Consider the following 15,127-nt stretch of genomic DNA (forward strand, 5'->3'; position numbering starts at 1 on the left):
CGTATGGAAAGAACATGGGGGAGGATGGCGTGAGCGGTTCCGTCGCTGAAGAGCGGATCAGGGCGAAGGCGGAAGCGTTGCTGCGCCAATTGTTCCCTGACGCCCGCATCATCCATGAGTTGGTTTTGCGCCAAGGCGGGGTGCGGATCGACATTGCGGCGGTTCGGCCCGGATACATTGCGGCACTAGAAATTAAATCGGAGCGTGACGTTCTTACCCGGCTACCGAACCAAGTGAAGGCCGCAATGGAAGTTACCGACCTGTTTGGGGTCTGTGTCGCGGCGAAACATGCGGACAAGATCGGCAAGTTCTATGATGACGGCGCGAAGGTGAAACTACCTTGGGGCGCTCAACTTCTGGTAGAGGCGGATAACGGTTTCGATCTAAAACCATATGATGCTTTTCACCATGAAGGCGGCTGGCGTCACCGGGTAGGCCCCCGCCTATGCAATCCGGCTGATCGCCTTGAGATGCTTTGGGCTGAAGAACTGAAGCTGATTTCACAAAGGCCGAAACTGTCGCGTCAACCCGCGAAGACGCACATCTGCGAGTCAATGACAGGACGGCAAATTCGGGAGGCGGTTTGTGCGACCCTCCGCGCCAGACCATTTCCACGCGCAGACCCGGCGATACCGTTCCCCGCGTTGGTTCAGGCAGCATGACATGCACACCCAACATAACAAGGGCCGCAACCCCTACGAGGGCAACGACAGCCCTCCGCTCATCGACGTCAAATACCGCTCAGGCGTCATTGCCCGCTGCGTCCGTCCAGATCAGCGACGGTGGAAGCCATGGCCTACGGGGCCGGATGCTTGGGATATTATCAGTTTCCAGCTTTCGACGGGCAAAGATTACGAACTCATATTTCCAGCATGAAGGGATCAACTGATGGAACGGTTCAAGGAGCGTCTTGCAATCAGGATCGCTTGGCTGATGCCGCGTTGGCTAGTGATGTGGTGCGCAATCCGCGTCGGCGCCCACGCAACAACCGGCCAATGGGGAAGCCAGGTTGTCCCTGACCTGAAGTTCATGGATGCGCTCCAACGCTGGGATCACAAGCCATGCTCGCATTTGGAGATGACCGGCGCATCACAAGGAGGTGAGGAATGAGCTTGTTTAGCGACCGTTCATGGCAAGAGCATTTAGCTGGCATCCGCAACAAAACCCCCTCCCGGGACTTCACGCCATGCGAGCGGACGGTGAGGATGTGCATTGAGGCGATCGTAGTGAACGCCGCCCCTAAACAAATGATGGACAGCGTTTATTCAGGCGCACTCTCTGACGCGAAAGGTGCCCTGCAAGCCCTCCTGCCCGACCCTGCAAAGACGCTGGTGGAGAAGTGGGAGGAAACCGGCTGTCATATCCCCAAAGGGCGCACAGCTTATGAAGCCTTCGCGCAATTTCTCATCGACACCGGCAGGATCAGGAGCGGGGAATGAGTGGCGGTGTGGGAGGAATGTTCTCGCCTGCATGGTTCCGCGCGCTGATCATCATTGCACAAAAGATCATGCCTGGTGTGAAGCGCGACCACCCCAACGATGACCAGACGTGGCTTTTGGCAAAGGCGCTGTCTCAGGCCTACAGCATCCAGAAGCGGGAAGCGGACGAGCGCAAGGAGCAGGCCGCGCAACGGCGGGAAAGCGAAAGCCAATCCCGGCGCCGAATAGAATCCGGCATATCAACCGGCAAAAGCGGCGATGGAGATTAGGGGAATGAATATGCCCAACACTGCGATTTAAGCCACCACCAGGCAACGATGCGGAAATTTTGGATTAGGCCATAGGGCCGGGTTTGGAAATGGCCTCACGGGGCGGAATGGGGATTGAGCATGGCAAGGCGCAATAAGCAACTGATCGATAACCGTGGCAGATTGCAACGCATTCTTGATGCGGAGGCAGCGGCCAATGACGCGGCACCTGTCGTCAACCCGTTCACAGCCATCCACGGGAATTACAAGGTGCTGTCGAAATATGGGGATGCACGAAAGGCCATGGTCAATCGCGGTGGAACGCCGGTAGCACGCTGGATCGAAAGCGGGGCGTTGTCCGATAGCCAGATGGCCGCGATCAATCATTGCGAACGGCTATGGGGCAAGCTGAACGGCAAGAGCCTCACGCAAGACCTCAACAAGATCAGCGGCATCGGTGGCGGCGATGGCTGGGCAGAACAGGAGGCGTTGGACGACCTCAAGCGCATCAAGGGTTATTTCCCGATGAAATGGTGGACGGTGTTTGAATGTGTCTGCCGTTTCGATGAGCCTGCGGGGTTCGCGGGATCGGCACTGACAGCCCTGCGCAACGACCAGGTGGCAGCGGCGAGAACGACCGTGCAGTTCGTGGCGGACATTATCGCGATGAATGAGCGATTGAGCTACTAGGCTATTGACGCCATCCCCCTCGCAAGCTATGCAAATGATCAATGGGTCGTATTGCGACCGACGAAGGGCTGGCTCTAACGGGTTGGCCCTTTTCGCATTTCCAGCATTGTGGAGGAGCGCGTACTCCTTGTCCCGACAATGGCGGCGGGATCAATGGCAATGCTGCGTGGGAACACGTCAACGCCGTCGCGCTCCGGGGCTGGAAGTGCCCTCATTGACAGCGGTTAAGCATCGCAGCGCCATATTATATTAGCGGAGTTTTCCTCATGCCCGAAAAAACGGGAGAGAAACGCGCAAACATGCCACCCGTCGAACATCAGTTCAAACCGGGTAATTCTGGCCGCCCGAAAGGCGCGCGAAACAAGTTGGGTGAAGACTTTATCAAAGCGCTTCAGGAGGACTTTGAGGCGCACGGTGTTAAAGCCGTCCAGTCTGTCCGCACGGAGAAGCCTGACCAATATTTGAAGGTCATTGCCAGCCTGTTGCCGAAGGAACATCGGATCAGTGTCGATGACCAGTTTAGCGAGATGACGGATGACGAGCTTGCAGAGCGCATCCGCCAGCTTCACGCCACAATCGCTCCGTTCCTCGATAGCGGAACTGGAGGCGTTGACGAAGCTGGCGAAAGCGCGGCAGTCGCGAACATCGCTACTCGCGTTCACTGAGTTCACCAACCCGGCTTATGCAAGGGCCAGGCATCACGCGCTGATAGCGTCCAAACTGGAGGCGGTTGAGCGCGGCGAGATAGATCGGCTGATGATCTTCATGCCGCCTCGCCACGGCAAGTCAGAACTGGCGTCCAAGCGTTTCCCGGCATGGTGTTTGGGGCGCGATCCAAAGCGGCAGATTATCGCAGCGAGTTATAACAGCGACCTCGCCAACGACTTCGGGCGCAATGTCCGCAACATCGTGGCAGAGCCTGAATTTGGACAGGTGTTCCCATCGGTAAGCCTCGCACCTGATAGTCAGGCGGCGAACCGGATGAACACGAACCATGGTGGCGCTTATGTTGCTGCTGGCGTTGGAACAGCGGTAACGGGTCGCGGCGCGCATATCGCACTGATCGATGACCCGTTGAAGGATCGTGAGGAAGCTGACAGCGAGCGTCGGCGCGAACTGGTTTGGGACTGGTATCGTTCCACGCTGTTTACGCGGTTGATGCCGGGTGGCGCTATCGTGCTGATCCAGACGCGCTGGCATGAGGACGACTTGGCCGGTCGTTTGCTGGAGCAGGATGGTAGGATTGAGGATGGTGGCCAGTGGCACGTCCTTGAATTGCCAGCGATCGATGAGGAAGGTTTGGCCCTTTGGCCGGAATGGTATCCGGTGCCAGTGCTGGAGCGGATCAAGGCTACGGTCGGCGCGCGTGAGTGGTCCGCCCTCTACCAGCAAAGGCCACAGCCCGATGAAGGAACATACTTCCGAAGGGAATGGTTCGCAGAGTGGGATACCCTCCCGGCTGTTCGATATTATGGGACAAGCGACTACGCTGTCACGGACGGAGGTGGTGACTTCACGGTCCACTGTGTTTGGGCCATTGGTCCTGACGGAAACGTCTATCGAGTGGAACGATGGTCCGGTCAGACTTCGAGTGACGTATGGATCGAGCGAAAGCTTGATCTGATCGCAAAATACAAACCGCTGGCGTGGTTTGGCGAGGGTGGCGTGATCCAGAAGGCCGTTGAGCCAATGCTCAAGCGACGTATGCGGGAGCGCAACGTCTACTGCCGCATTGAATGGCTCTCCAGTGTGGCCGACAAGCCGACGCGGGCTAGATCGTTTCAGGCGATGGCAGCCAGTGGGCGCGTCAAGTTCGAGAAGGGCGCGGATCTCAGTGAGTTCCTGGTGTTCCCCGCTGGCAAGCATGACGATGAAGTTGACACGGCATCGCTGATTGGTCGGGCAATCGATCAGGCGCACCCGGCAATTGTTAAAGAAGAACAACCCAAGAAACAGCGCGACCGTTGGGACGCCGCTTTCGCCCGTGATGAAGGGGATGAGGATTCATGGAAAGTGGCATGACCGCTGAACATGACGTGCGCCCCTTTGTGCGCCGTTTCGAGGAAGCTGAGAACAGCGGGAGTGATGCGCGGGAAGCCTCCGAGCGCGACCGTGATTATTATGACGGCAAGCAGCTTACTGATACCGAGATCAAAGCGCTCAAGAAGCGCGGGCAACCGCCTGTCGTGTTCAACCGCATCCAGCGCAAGGTCAATTACCTCAAGGGCCTAGAAGCGCAGATGCGCAAAGACCCTAAAGCGTTCCCGCGCGAGCCCGGTGATGATGGATCGGCGCAGGCAGCAACCGACGCCCTGCGCTATGTCTGTGATGATCAGGATTGGGACGCTAAACGCTCGGATGCGTTTGAGAATATCATAGTCGAAGGCACGGCTGCCGTCTTTGTGGGCCTGGCGCAGGCGCGTGATGCAATTGATCCGGCTATCGTGCAGATCCCTTGGGACCGCTTCTACTTTGACCCCTATTCACGCCGTGTGGATTTCTCAGACGCGTCTTACATGGGCATCGTCACATGGATGGACATGGACGAGGCAAAGCGCAAATTTCCGGGCCGTGATGACTATATCGACGCGACATGGAGTCAGGCGCAGGCGAGCCAGACTTATGACGATCGGCCCAAGTGGAATATCTGGGCCGATTATGGCCGCAAGCGCGTTCGGGTAAACGAGGAATATTATCTCGAGGGCGGGCAATGGACCTATTGTGTTTACACGCAATCGGGATTCCTGGTGGACCCGCAGGCATCGCCCTATCTCGACGTTGACGGTCAACCGGAATGTCCAATCAAGGCGACCAGCGCCTATGTGGACCGCGATAACAACCGCTACGGCGAAGTGCGGGCGATGATCAGCCCGCAGGACGAGGTGAACAAGCGCCGGTCGAAGGGCTTGCACCTGATCAATTCGCGGCAGACCCGCATCAGCCGATCGTCGGGGATGAGCGCATCGGAGGTGAAGCGGGAGCTTGCCAAGCCTGATGGCGTGATCTTCGGCGAACAGGGCGATATCGAAGTATTGCAGACCGGCGACATGGCTGCGGCTAACTTTCAGATGTTGCAGGAAGCCAAGGCAGAGATTGACTTGCTCGGGCCTAACGCTGCCCTTGCGGGCAAGAATGAAAATGACGCATCGGGCCGCGCGCTACTGGCGCAGCAGCAGGGCGGCATGATTGAGGTGGCCTTGCTGATGGACCGGCTGCGGCAACTGTCATTGGCTGTCTATCGCACGGTTTGGGCGCGTATCAAGCAGGCATGGAAGGGCCCGCGCTGGCTGCGGGTCACGGCAGACGACCGCAATCTGCGCTTCGTGGGCCTTAATACGCCCCGCTCGATGCTCGACGTTGCCAAGGAGCGCCTGGGCGATGATCCGCAGGCGGAGCAGAAGCTGGCGCTACTCGCAAGCGATCCAATGGCGCAGATGCCCGTCGATATTCAGAACAATGTCGCGGAAATGGACATCGATATCGTCATTGACGAGGGCATGGACACGCCGACTGTTCAGGCGGAGCAGTTCGACATGCTGACCAAGATGCTGCCGAGTATGGCGCAGTTACCGCCTGACGCGGTGGAACTGCTGATCACGGCATCGTCGCTGCGGGATAAGGACAAGCTGCTGGCTGTCGTCGAGAAGATGAAGCAGCAGGCAGCGCAACCCGACCCGGCGCAGCAGGCCGCGCAACAGTTGCAGATGGCTGATGCGCAAGCTGAGATTGAAAAGAAGCGCTCTGAGGCGGTCGAGAACATAGCCAGCGCCGAAGCGAAGCGCGCGGGCATTGTTACCGACATGGTAGGTACGCAACAGCAGGCCACCGAACCGCTGGGATACTGAGGCAAAAGAAATTGCTGACCGTCCTCGCAAGGGGATGGTTCGCCATGCGTGCCGCCGACGCTGACGGGCGACTTCAAAGGGACGACGCCTAACGGTCGATGCGGGACGACGCCGAAGCGGTCGAATGTGAGGGCATCATGGAAAACGGGACACCACTGGACGATATTCTGGGCAGCGAAAACGAACTGCAGATCGAGCAAAGCCAGGAAGGGCAACTGCGCGACGAGCAGGGACGGTTTGTAGCACCAGAGACGGGCGAACCGCAGGAAACTGCACCGCAGGAGGGGCCGCCGCCTTCCGAACCAGAGCAGTCTCATATCCCGATAGCAGCCCTCAAGGACGAACGGGCCAAGCGCCAGGCAATCGAAGAGAATAACCGACAACTTGCCGAACGCTTGCAGCAGTATGACGCCTATTTTGCCCAGCAGGCCCAAGGCCAGCAGCAGGACCAGGACCCGCTGGAGATTATTGCCCAGCAGGTCATGAGCCGGTTGCAGCCTCAAACCGAAATGCAAATGCTGACCATGCGTGTGGATATGGCCGAACAGGTCGCGCGCACGAAATGGGCCGACTATGATGAGAAGGTCGAGCATTTCAAGGAAGCGGTGAAATCCAACCCCTTCCTCCTTCAGGAGCTTAAGGCATCGGCGAATCCGGCAGAATATGCCTACACCGCTGCCAATCGCATCCTGGAGGCCAAGAGCTACGGAGAAGCGGGACCGTCGCGTGAAGCGATGGAAGCGAAAATCCGGCAGGAACTCATGGCGGAACTCGGCCTAGACAAGCCCCAAGTCCCTACCTCTCTGGTTACATCGCAGTCGAGAGGAACGCGCGCGGCTCCTGCATTCGCAGGACCAACGCCGCTCGATCAAATCCTCGGCTGAACACCTCTCCCGCGTCGTGAGACGCCATAGCCCTTAGATGGATTTTTCACCATGACTCTGACTACCACGACCGCCAACCTGAAAGAACAGGTATGGGATAATGACTTCTTCACCTCCTATGTCCGCGCCAACCGCTTCAAGCGCTACATGGGATCGTCGGAAAACTCGATCATCCAGCTCAAGGAGCAGCTTGGCTCCAAGGCCGGTGACCGCATCCACCTTGCGCTGATTTCCGAACTGACCGGCGCAGGACAGACCGGCAACGGCCTGCTGGAAGGCAACGAAGAAGCGCTGGGGCAGTATGAATTCCCCATCGCCGTCTCGACCATCCGCCACGCTGTCGCCGTCACCGACAATGAGCAGCAGTATACCGGCATCGAATTGCGCGATGCTGGCCGTGAACAGCTCAAGAACTGGGCAATGAAGAAGCTGCGCAATGACATCATCACCGCGCTGGGGTCCAAGACCGGCGCGGCTTATGGCTCGGCATCGGAAGCCGTCAAGGATGCGTGGCTGGCCGCCAACGCTGATCGCGTCATGTTCGGCGACGGTTCGGTCGGCGGCTTCACTGACCACTCGGCTGACCTCGCCCTTGTGACCGCTTCGATGAAGCTGACCAAGGAAGTGGTTTCCAAGGCCAAGGGCAAGGCTGAAGTCGCTTCGCCGATCATCCGTCCGGTTACGGTCGGTGAGGACAGTGAAAACTACGTGATGTTCGTCGGCTCTGGCGCTTTCCGCGACCTCAAGACGGACCTCGCAACCAGCCTCCAGAATGCGCAGGAGCGCGGCGACGGCAACCCGCTGTGGCGTGACGGTGACCTGATGTGGGATGGCGTTGTCATCCGTAAAATTCAGGAAATCGCCACCATCGGCACGGTCGGCGCAACGTCTGCCCGCCTGGAACCCTACTTCCTGTGCGGCGCGCAGGCATTGGGCGTTGCATGGGCCAAGCGCACCAAGACGACCACGGACGTTCGCGACTATGGCTTCGTCAAGGGTGTGGGCATCCACGAAATGCGTGGCGTCGAGAAGGTCGTGTTCAACAGCAAGGACCACGGCGTTTTCAGCGGCTATGTCGGCGCCCTGGCCGTCTGAGCGAATGGAGGGGAGGGTTAACGCCCTCCCCTTTCCTTTAAGGAGGTGACGCCATGCTGCTGAAGTTCATCGGCGAATATACCAACGGGCGCAAGACGATCACGCTCTTTGGCCACACCTTCGATGGCCACCGCGCCGAAGCGGTTGGCGCTGATGTTTTTGAGCGCCTGAAAGACCATCCTGAATTTGAGGTTGTCGCTTCTCGGAAGAAGAAAACCGATGGCGATTGACAGCTACGATACACTGGTCGCGGCCATTGTGGACCGGATGAACGACGCGGCGATGGAAAGCTATGCGCCAGAGTTCATCCAACTGGCCGAGGCATCCTTTAACCGCCGCCTCAACACCCTGGATATGGAAGGCTCGGCAACGATCACCGCCGACGCCTCTATCCCGGTTCCGTCTGATTACAACGGAGCCATGTCGCTGCGGATCGACGATTACGCACCGCTAGCCCAGCTTTCCGCCGATGACTTCCAGACCAAGTGGGCCGAAGCCAATCCGGGCCGACCGATGAATTTCGGCATATTCGGCGGGCAAATCAACCTCGGCCCCGCGCCGGACACGACCTACACGGTCACGATGACCTATTTGCGGCGGCTGACCCCGCTGACGGCGACCGCGACCACAAACTGGCTGCTGGAGCAAAACCCGGACCTGTATCTCTACGCCTCGCTTGTGGAAGCTGAAACACGCGGCTGGAACAATGAGCAGGCCGTGATGATGAATAGCAAGGTCGAGGGTATCCTTGCGGAAATCAACATGAACGACGCGCGCAGGCGCCGGGGTAATCTCACTGATACGGTTGAGGGGATCTATTTCTGATGCCCTGGGTCGCCGTAAACCCCGCAGCGCAGCAATGGGCGCTCACCGCGAACGAGCGCACCTATTACGCCTCCTATTACGCCGTCGATGATTATGTCGAGGACGAGGAGTGGACGCTGGCGCAAGAGGCCAGCAACGTCTGGGTGCCAGTGTCGTGAAGTTAGGCCCTTGGCTCCCCGATCAGCCCAACTATGGCCACGACGGCCTTGTCCATGCGCGCAATGTCTTTGCCACGCCCTTGGGCTACGAGCCGGTCAAAGCCTATTCAGCGATCACCACGGCGCTTGCTTCCACCTATCAGGGCGGGCGGGCGTTCATCGGCATAGACGGCACTGTGGCGCTACTGGCTGGCACGGCGGCGGGGCTGTATCGCTGGACCGGCACCGCTTGGGACTTGGAACATAGCGACACATTCACCAACCCATGGCAGTTCGCGCAGTTCGGCGACAAGGTAATCGGCGTGCAGGGCGCGGAGCCTGTTGAATATGACATTGCGGCGGGAACGGCTGGGCTGTTGGGCGGCACGCCTCCGAACGGCAAGTTCATTACCACGGTTAAGGATTTTGTCGTCATTTCCGGCGTGGATAGCGCCAACTCGACGGTTTACTGGTCTGCGATCAACAATAGCGAAAGCTGGACGCCGGGAACGGATCAGTCGGACTTCCAGGTCATCCCCGATGGCGGCGAAGTCACCGGCCTTGCGGGCGGCGAATATCTGCTGATCTTCCAGCGCGATCAAATCTGGCGCGGGCAATATGTCGGCGTTCCCTTCATCTTCCAGTTCGACAAGATCAGTCAGGGCGTGGGTTGCATCGCCCCCAAGAGCATCGTTCAGGTGGGGCGGACGGTCTATTTCGTCAGCCAGCGCGGCTTCATGGCGTTCACTGACGGCGATATAAAGATGATCGGCGCTAACAAGGTGGATACGACCTTCTTTGCGCAATACTCCGTTGCCGACATTGAAAGCAGCGTATCGGTCGCGGTCGATCCCATCCGCAAGCTGGTCATCTGGGCCATGCCGCGACGTCTGTGGTGCTACAATTGGGAACTGGACCGCTGGACCGACATTGAAGGCAGCTTTTTTGCCGTCTCGACCGGGGCGGCGGCAAGCTACACGCTGGACGATATTGACGCGCTTTATCCTGGTGGGATCGAGACGGTTCCGGGCAGCTTTGACGACCCTATATGGCAGGGTGGCGACCCCTTCCTGCTGATCGCGGCGGACGATGGCACATTGGGCAGCTTCGGCGCATCCACGACGCTGGAGGCGCTTATATCGCCCGCATTGATGGACATAGGCAAGGGCCGGGACATTCGCATCCGCTCGGTGCGGCTGGATACGGATGCGGTTTCAGGCGTGCGGCTGGAGATTGAGGCAAGAAAGCGGCTGGGCGACAGTTCGACCGTCTATCTGAGCAACAGCATCCGCGCCAATGGCGACATGCCGATACGGGCTTCGGGACGTTACGTGCAACCGCGTCTGATCTTTCAGGAGGATGCGGAATGGTCCTTCATCAATGGTTTTGATTTCGTGCAGGCAGCGGCGGGAGGCAGGCAATGAGCGTTCCCTCCGTCTGGGGCAACATGGCCGACTGGATGCGCATGGTGGCGCGGGATTTGAACCCGCTCACGCAAGGCTATCTGTTTATCCAGTTGGATGACGCCCCAGCCAGCCCGACCGAAGGCTTTGTCTATTACGATCGCACGCTGCACAAGGCGCGCTGCTATGACGGCACAAGCTGGCAGAATTTCTGGTGATGCCGCCCCGCTACCTCCGCTTCCGTGAACAGTTCGCGGAGGTGCTGGATGAGAGAACGCACAGCATCGAGTGGCTCGACGCTCAGGTTTATTCGGGCCTCATGGCCTGCTGGGGCAATGACAAAGCCTGCCTCCTGACCTCCATCAAGCAATTCCCGACCGGCGCTTTCGAGGTGCATGTCGAGGTGGCGGCGGGGGATTTGGACACGCTGCGAAGTGAAGTCATCAAGGACGTGGAAGCGTGGGCTGCGAAGATCGGCGCGCTTTGGACAACGATTGAAAGCCGCCTTGCATGGATGCGGCTCATGAAAGCGGACGGATACCACGTCCATCAAGTCACATTGCGGAAGGTAGCGTAAGATGGGCCTATCAGGCGGCAGCAGCAGCACGTCCTTGAGCGGAAGCGCGCAAAAATGGGCGACCCCTTTCGCAAAAACAGGCGCGTCGAGCGTGCAGGACGTTTTTAACCAGCAGCAGCCCGGCCTCGCCGCCATCACTAATACGGTGCAGGGAACCATCCCCGGCCTATCCGGCAATCAGGCGGGCTGGAACCCGGCTGTCGGCCAATCTCAGGGCTATTATGGCGATGTGCTGGCGGGCAAGTATCTGGACCCGTCCACTAATCCGGCGCTCCAAGGCATGATCGACAAGACGGGCCGTGACGTAACCAATCAGGTCAATTCGCAGTTCTCACTGGCGGGGCGTTACGGCTCTGACGCTCATGGCGGCGCATTGACGCGGGGATTGGCTGACGCTGAGAACAACTTGCTTTATCAGAATTACGGTGCTGAACGCGCCAATCAGGGGCAGGCGGCAGGCGCGGTCAACGATGCCAGCAATCAATCGCTGGCGGCGCTGCTACAGGCTGCGGGCGTGGGCGCTGAGTTGCCATATACCGGCACGAACAACCTTTCGTCGGCATTGTCCGCGCTGTTTGGCGGTGGGACGCAGACCAGCAAGACGAGTGGCGGCATCGGTGGCATATTGGGCGGCGTCGGCGGGCTTTTGTCGGGCGGTGGCGCGCTGGGTATGCGTGCGTAATGGGCTTCGGGGACTGGCTCGCGCAGGGCGGCTTTCAAGTCACCGGCGGAAAGCGCGATCCTAACAGCAGGCTTGGCCGCGCCAACCCGAAATCATGGCACAATCAGGGCGCTCTCTACGATCAGGGATACGGCGCTTTCGACGTTCGCCCACGCAAAGACATGACGTTCGACCAGTTCCGCCAAAAGGCTGAGGCCGACGGCTGGAACGTCCGCGAAGCCATAGATGAAGTCAAAAACCCCTCGCGTCACGCTACCGGCCCGCATTGGCACATGGCCGTTGACGGCAGAAAGGAACAGCAGCCCATGGCGACCAGCCTATCCAGCCTGATGCAGAATAACCCGGCAGCCATGTCCCCGCGTCAGTTTTTGCAGCGGCCAATGGAAGACCCGCAGATGCAGTTGTCCCAAGCGCCATCTTTGGCCTCCTATCTGCAAGCGCCGTTGACCAATGAAGCAATCCAGCCCGCGCAGATGCCCAATCCGTCCGCTGGCTTTGTCGATATGGCCCCCCTCCCCGGCGTGAAGCCCTCCACCTTCGGGCGTGGCGGCAAGGGTTGGGAGATCATGGGAATCATCGGTGACGCGCTACAGGCGGCGGGCGGTGGACGGCCCACATTCATGCCCGCACAGATGGAACAACAGCAGCTTGAGACGCAAGGGCGGCAGCGGTTGGCTGAGAGGCAGGCGGATCGACAGGCCGCGCTTCAGGACTGGATGTATCAGCAGCAGTATAAGGCGACCAATCCGGGGCCGGAAGAACTGCCGGGGGACGCCAAGTTGCTCAACTGGTATAGCAGCCTTCCCGACGCGAAAAAAGCGCAATACGCCGCGTTCAAGGACGTGCAAAGCCCCCTCGCGGTTTCCGGCCCTGATGGCAGGGTTACTCGCGTCCCGCGCGGCTTTGGTAGCCCGCAAGCCCAAACGCAAAACATCGATGGCCGCAACTTCGTGAACGTGAACGGCCAGTGGATGGAGGTAACGGAATAATGGCGCTTCGTCCCGTAAGTGACCCTTCCCTTTTGGCGCGCCTGAATGGCGGGTCACCTAAGCCCGTGCAGATCTCTGGCCCAGACCCAAAGTTGCCCGGACAGGTGCAGGGGCAAGGCCTTAATAACCGCCAGACGCAGCAGGAAATCGAACGGCAGGGACAGTTGACCCCGTGGCAAATCCGCGCGACCAAGGCGCAGGCGTTGAAGGCTGAGAGGGACTTGGCGGAGAAACCATCTGGCGATCCCCGCACCCCTCGCCTCCAGGCGCTTCAAGCCCAGCTTGAAAGGGTCGCGCAGCTTTACAAGACGGGACCGGGCGCGACTAAGGGCCTGTCCGGCCTGATGGACTATGCGCCTACCCCGGCCAATAAGCAGTTCGACACGGCGGCGGCTGGCCTTGGTGAATTGGGAATGTCGGCCTTTCGCGTCCCCGGCATGGGTTCGCAGTCCGACGCTGAATTGAAGGCGTTTATCAGCGCCAACACCCCATCTTCATCTGATTACGACGCCTCGATTGAGGAAAAGATGAGGAACATCCGCAATCGGCTAAACCATGAGATGCGCGGTGCGATGCCGCAGCGGCAGGCAGGCGGCGGAAAGCAGCAACCCAAGGTCATCGACTTTAACGATCTGCCGGAGTAGCTGATGCCTGATGTTCGCCTGCCCGATGGCACTATCGTTCGCAATGTTCCCGAAGGAACGACGCGCGCCCAGCTTATGGCCCGCGTTGGTAAGGCGCAGCCCAAGCAAGACAACCGCCCGACATCTTTCTGGCGGGGTGTTGGTGAAGGGATCATGGAACCGCTCAATAATGCGGCCCGCGCTCTGGAATATGGGCTGGACAAGGTTGGTCTTGCCGAACCACTGCAACAGGCTGGGGCCGCGCTTGGCATGGCTCCATCGGTTGACGCGGCGGAAGCCACGCAGCGCAGGAACGCGGCAACCGCCCCTACCCGTGGCTCAGGAATGGGCCGCTTTGTCGGCAATGTCGCTGGCACTCTCCCGACCGCAGCAATCCCAGGCGGCATTCTGGCGCAAGGGGCGGCTTCCGGCGCGCTACTGACAAAGGGGCGTGATCCATCCACCATCGCGCGTGACGCCCTGATCGGCGCTATTGCTGGCAAGGTTGGCGACAAGGCTATGAAGGGCGCGGCTGCGGCTGTCAGCCCTCGCGTTGCGCCTGCTGTCCAAAGGCTGAAGGCTGCGGGCGTTCGCCTGACGCCGGGGCAGATTTTGGGAGCGAAGGACAACACGGTCGGGCGCATCATCAAGTCGGTCGAGGACAAGGCTAGTAGCGTTCCCGTCCTTGGCGATCTTATCTCCAACGCCCGTCGCCGTAGCATTGAGGACTTCAACAGGGCAGCCATGGACGAGCCTTTGAAGTCTATCGGGCAAAAGCTGCCCGCAAGTGCTGGCATGGGGCATGACGCCATTTCAGCCATAGAGGGCCAGTTGGGCGCGGCTTATGACGATGTTCTGCCTCGCCTTTCGGTAGGGGCTGATAGCCAGTTTATGGACGACCTCGCCCGGGTGGCGTCGGAGTCCGATACCCTGCTGCCGGAACGTGCTGCACAGTTCAGGCGCATTATGGAAAGCGATGTAGGAAAGAATTTCGCGCCAGACGGCGGCCTGACAGGCGAGGGTCTGAAGGCTATCGAAAGCCGCCTGGGTAAGCGCATCCGCACTTATGGCAAGGGCGTTGATCCAGACGCCTCCGACATGGCTGACCTTATCAGGCAAGTGCAAGCCAATGTCCGCGAAATGGCGGCTCGCCAGAACCCAACTGAAGCGGCGCGCCTGCGGGCGATCAATGAAGGTTACGCCAAGTTCACGCGCGTTCAGAATGCCGCGTCCAAGGCCAATGAGGGGGTATTTACGCCCGGTCAGTTGCGGACTGCAACGCGGATTATGGACACGTCAGGCCGTAAAGGCGCGTCAGCTCGCGGGGATGCCCTGTTGCAGTCGCTTGCGGAGGACGCGCAATCCATCCTGCCTTCATCCGTGCCTGACAGCGGCACGCCGGGCCGCCTTGCTGCTCTGCTGGGCGGCTTGGGGGGTGTCGGTTATATCGAGCCAACTGCCGCAATCGCGGGTAGCGCTGCGATGCTTCCCTATACGAAAATGGGCGGCAAGGCGGCTGATTGGCTTCTTACGGGGCGGCAGGGGCCAGTAGCTACCAGCCTTGCGGACTTGCTACGCCTTGCGGCTCCGATAGGCGCGGGCAGCGCGGTGGCAGCGCCCAATAACCTTCCCTGAATTATACAGGGCGACTTTCGAGTAACGGCGGATTTGCTTTTTCAGCCACGGCCAT

General features: G+C 59.6%; 19 protein-coding genes. 18 read left to right on the forward strand and 1 reads right to left on the reverse strand.

The genetic code is table 11. The features are described from left to right. Positions 1–77 precede the first annotated feature (77 nt). From ACYU81_RS03640 to ACYU81_RS03655, 4 genes are all read left to right on the forward strand, one after another. On the forward strand, positions 78–662 hold the full coding sequence (locus tag ACYU81_RS03640) for a hypothetical protein (protein ID WP_460986393.1): 585 nt from the start codon (positions 78–80) through the stop codon (positions 660–662). A gap of 444 nt (positions 663–1,106) precedes the next feature. Then, positions 1,107–1,439 (forward strand): hypothetical protein, encoded by a 333-nt coding sequence (locus ACYU81_RS03645; RefSeq protein WP_460986394.1) that lies wholly within the window; start codon positions 1,107–1,109, stop codon positions 1,437–1,439. Further along, positions 1,436–1,708 carry a hypothetical protein gene (locus ACYU81_RS03650; RefSeq protein ID WP_460986395.1) on the forward strand — a complete coding sequence of 91 codons (273 nt, stop codon included), beginning with the start codon at positions 1,436–1,438 and terminating at the stop codon, positions 1,706–1,708. The genes ACYU81_RS03645 and ACYU81_RS03650 overlap by 4 nt, the downstream gene beginning before the upstream one ends. Positions 1,709–1,828: 120 nt before the next feature. Next, positions 1,829–2,377, forward strand: coding sequence for a hypothetical protein (locus ACYU81_RS03655; RefSeq protein ID WP_460986396.1), 549 nt, complete (start codon positions 1,829–1,831; stop codon positions 2,375–2,377). 224 nt (positions 2,378–2,601) lie between these two features. Here ACYU81_RS03655 and ACYU81_RS03660 read toward each other — a convergent pair whose 3' ends face one another. Beyond that, positions 2,602–2,946 (reverse strand): hypothetical protein, encoded by a 345-nt coding sequence (locus ACYU81_RS03660; RefSeq protein WP_460986397.1) that lies wholly within the window; start codon positions 2,944–2,946, stop codon positions 2,602–2,604. Between ACYU81_RS03660 and ACYU81_RS03665 the strand changes: the two genes are divergently transcribed. The 14 genes from ACYU81_RS03665 to ACYU81_RS03730 all read left to right on the forward strand — a co-directional run bounded on the left by ACYU81_RS03665 (position 2,921) and on the right by ACYU81_RS03730 (position 15,072). Continuing rightward, on the forward strand, positions 2,921–4,399 hold the full coding sequence (locus ACYU81_RS03665; RefSeq protein ID WP_460986398.1) for a terminase large subunit domain-containing protein: 1,479 nt from the start codon (positions 2,921–2,923) through the stop codon (positions 4,397–4,399). The two genes, ACYU81_RS03660 and ACYU81_RS03665, sit on opposite strands and share 26 nt — an antisense overlap. Continuing rightward, complete coding sequence (locus tag ACYU81_RS03670) at positions 4,396–6,222, forward strand: portal protein (protein WP_460986399.1); 1,827 nt, start codon at positions 4,396–4,398, stop codon at positions 6,220–6,222. The genes ACYU81_RS03665 and ACYU81_RS03670 overlap by 4 nt, the downstream gene beginning before the upstream one ends. Before the next feature lie 98 nt (positions 6,223–6,320). After that, on the forward strand, positions 6,321–7,106 hold the full coding sequence (locus ACYU81_RS03675; RefSeq protein WP_460986400.1) for a hypothetical protein: 786 nt from the start codon (positions 6,321–6,323) through the stop codon (positions 7,104–7,106). 51 nt (positions 7,107–7,157) lie between these two features. Next, positions 7,158–8,201, forward strand: a complete 1,044-nt coding sequence (locus ACYU81_RS03680) for a phage capsid family protein (RefSeq protein ID WP_460986401.1) — start codon at positions 7,158–7,160, stop codon at positions 8,199–8,201. A 53-nt stretch (positions 8,202–8,254) separates the two neighbouring features. Beyond that, the gene (locus ACYU81_RS03685; RefSeq protein ID WP_460986402.1) at positions 8,255–8,431 is read left to right on the forward strand and encodes a hypothetical protein; all 177 of its coding nucleotides are present in this window, start codon (positions 8,255–8,257) and stop codon (positions 8,429–8,431) included. Then, positions 8,421–9,026 (forward strand): phage adaptor protein, encoded by a 606-nt coding sequence (locus ACYU81_RS03690; RefSeq protein WP_460986403.1) that lies wholly within the window; start codon positions 8,421–8,423, stop codon positions 9,024–9,026. The genes ACYU81_RS03685 and ACYU81_RS03690 overlap by 11 nt, the downstream gene beginning before the upstream one ends. Continuing rightward, complete coding sequence (locus ACYU81_RS03695) at positions 9,026–9,184, forward strand: hypothetical protein (protein ID WP_460986404.1); 159 nt, start codon at positions 9,026–9,028, stop codon at positions 9,182–9,184. Before ACYU81_RS03690 ends, ACYU81_RS03695 begins: the two co-directional genes overlap by 1 nt. After that, entirely contained in the window at positions 9,181–10,587 is a 1,407-nt protein-coding gene (locus tag ACYU81_RS03700) for a hypothetical protein (RefSeq protein ID WP_460986405.1), read from the forward strand. Before ACYU81_RS03695 ends, ACYU81_RS03700 begins: the two co-directional genes overlap by 4 nt. Next, positions 10,584–10,784 (forward strand): hypothetical protein, encoded by a 201-nt coding sequence (locus ACYU81_RS03705; RefSeq protein WP_460986406.1) that lies wholly within the window; start codon positions 10,584–10,586, stop codon positions 10,782–10,784. Before ACYU81_RS03700 ends, ACYU81_RS03705 begins: the two co-directional genes overlap by 4 nt. Next, a complete protein-coding gene (locus tag ACYU81_RS03710) occupies positions 10,781–11,143 on the forward strand; it encodes a hypothetical protein (protein ID WP_460986407.1) in 363 nt (120 codons plus the stop codon). Before ACYU81_RS03705 ends, ACYU81_RS03710 begins: the two co-directional genes overlap by 4 nt. A 91-nt stretch (positions 11,144–11,234) precedes the next feature. After that, positions 11,235–11,825: a hypothetical protein gene (locus ACYU81_RS03715; protein WP_460986408.1), complete on the forward strand. Its 591-nt coding sequence runs from the start codon at positions 11,235–11,237 to the stop codon at positions 11,823–11,825. Further along, positions 11,825–12,814, forward strand: a complete 990-nt coding sequence (locus ACYU81_RS03720) for a hypothetical protein (protein WP_460986409.1) — start codon at positions 11,825–11,827, stop codon at positions 12,812–12,814. The genes ACYU81_RS03715 and ACYU81_RS03720 overlap by 1 nt, the downstream gene beginning before the upstream one ends. Before the next feature lie 92 nt (positions 12,815–12,906). Then, positions 12,907–13,458 (forward strand): hypothetical protein, encoded by a 552-nt coding sequence (locus ACYU81_RS03725; RefSeq protein ID WP_460986410.1) that lies wholly within the window; start codon positions 12,907–12,909, stop codon positions 13,456–13,458. Positions 13,459–13,461: 3 nt separating this feature from the next. After that, positions 13,462–15,072 (forward strand): hypothetical protein, encoded by a 1,611-nt coding sequence (locus ACYU81_RS03730; protein ID WP_460986411.1) that lies wholly within the window; start codon positions 13,462–13,464, stop codon positions 15,070–15,072. Positions 15,073–15,127: the final 55 nt, after the last annotated feature.

It is taken from the genome of Sphingobium sp. TomTYG75 (assembly GCF_054771635.1).

What these genes read in the sequence shown, in the direction of transcription:
- ACYU81_RS03645 (WP_460986394.1), top strand. Translation starts at nt 1,107, where the DNA reads ATGAGCTTGTTTAGCGACCGTTCATGGCAAGAGCATTTAGCTGGCATC.
- ACYU81_RS03650 (WP_460986395.1), top strand. Translation starts at nt 1,436, where the DNA reads ATGAGTGGCGGTGTGGGAGGAATGTTCTCGCCTGCATGGTTCCGCGCG.
- ACYU81_RS03655 (WP_460986396.1), top strand. Translation starts at nt 1,829, where the DNA reads ATGGCAAGGCGCAATAAGCAACTGATCGATAACCGTGGCAGATTGCAA.
- ACYU81_RS03670 (WP_460986399.1), top strand. Translation starts at nt 4,396, where the DNA reads ATGACCGCTGAACATGACGTGCGCCCCTTTGTGCGCCGTTTCGAGGAA.
- ACYU81_RS03675 (WP_460986400.1), top strand. Translation starts at nt 6,321, where the DNA reads ATGCGGGACGACGCCGAAGCGGTCGAATGTGAGGGCATCATGGAAAAC.
- ACYU81_RS03680 (WP_460986401.1), top strand. Translation starts at nt 7,158, where the DNA reads ATGACTCTGACTACCACGACCGCCAACCTGAAAGAACAGGTATGGGAT.
- ACYU81_RS03685 (WP_460986402.1), top strand. Translation starts at nt 8,255, where the DNA reads ATGCTGCTGAAGTTCATCGGCGAATATACCAACGGGCGCAAGACGATC.
- ACYU81_RS03690 (WP_460986403.1), top strand. Translation starts at nt 8,421, where the DNA reads ATGGCGATTGACAGCTACGATACACTGGTCGCGGCCATTGTGGACCGG.
- ACYU81_RS03695 (WP_460986404.1), top strand. Translation starts at nt 9,026, where the DNA reads ATGCCCTGGGTCGCCGTAAACCCCGCAGCGCAGCAATGGGCGCTCACC.
- ACYU81_RS03705 (WP_460986406.1), top strand. Translation starts at nt 10,584, where the DNA reads ATGAGCGTTCCCTCCGTCTGGGGCAACATGGCCGACTGGATGCGCATG.
- ACYU81_RS03720 (WP_460986409.1), top strand. Translation starts at nt 11,825, where the DNA reads ATGGGCTTCGGGGACTGGCTCGCGCAGGGCGGCTTTCAAGTCACCGGC.
- ACYU81_RS03730 (WP_460986411.1), top strand. Translation starts at nt 13,462, where the DNA reads ATGCCTGATGTTCGCCTGCCCGATGGCACTATCGTTCGCAATGTTCCC.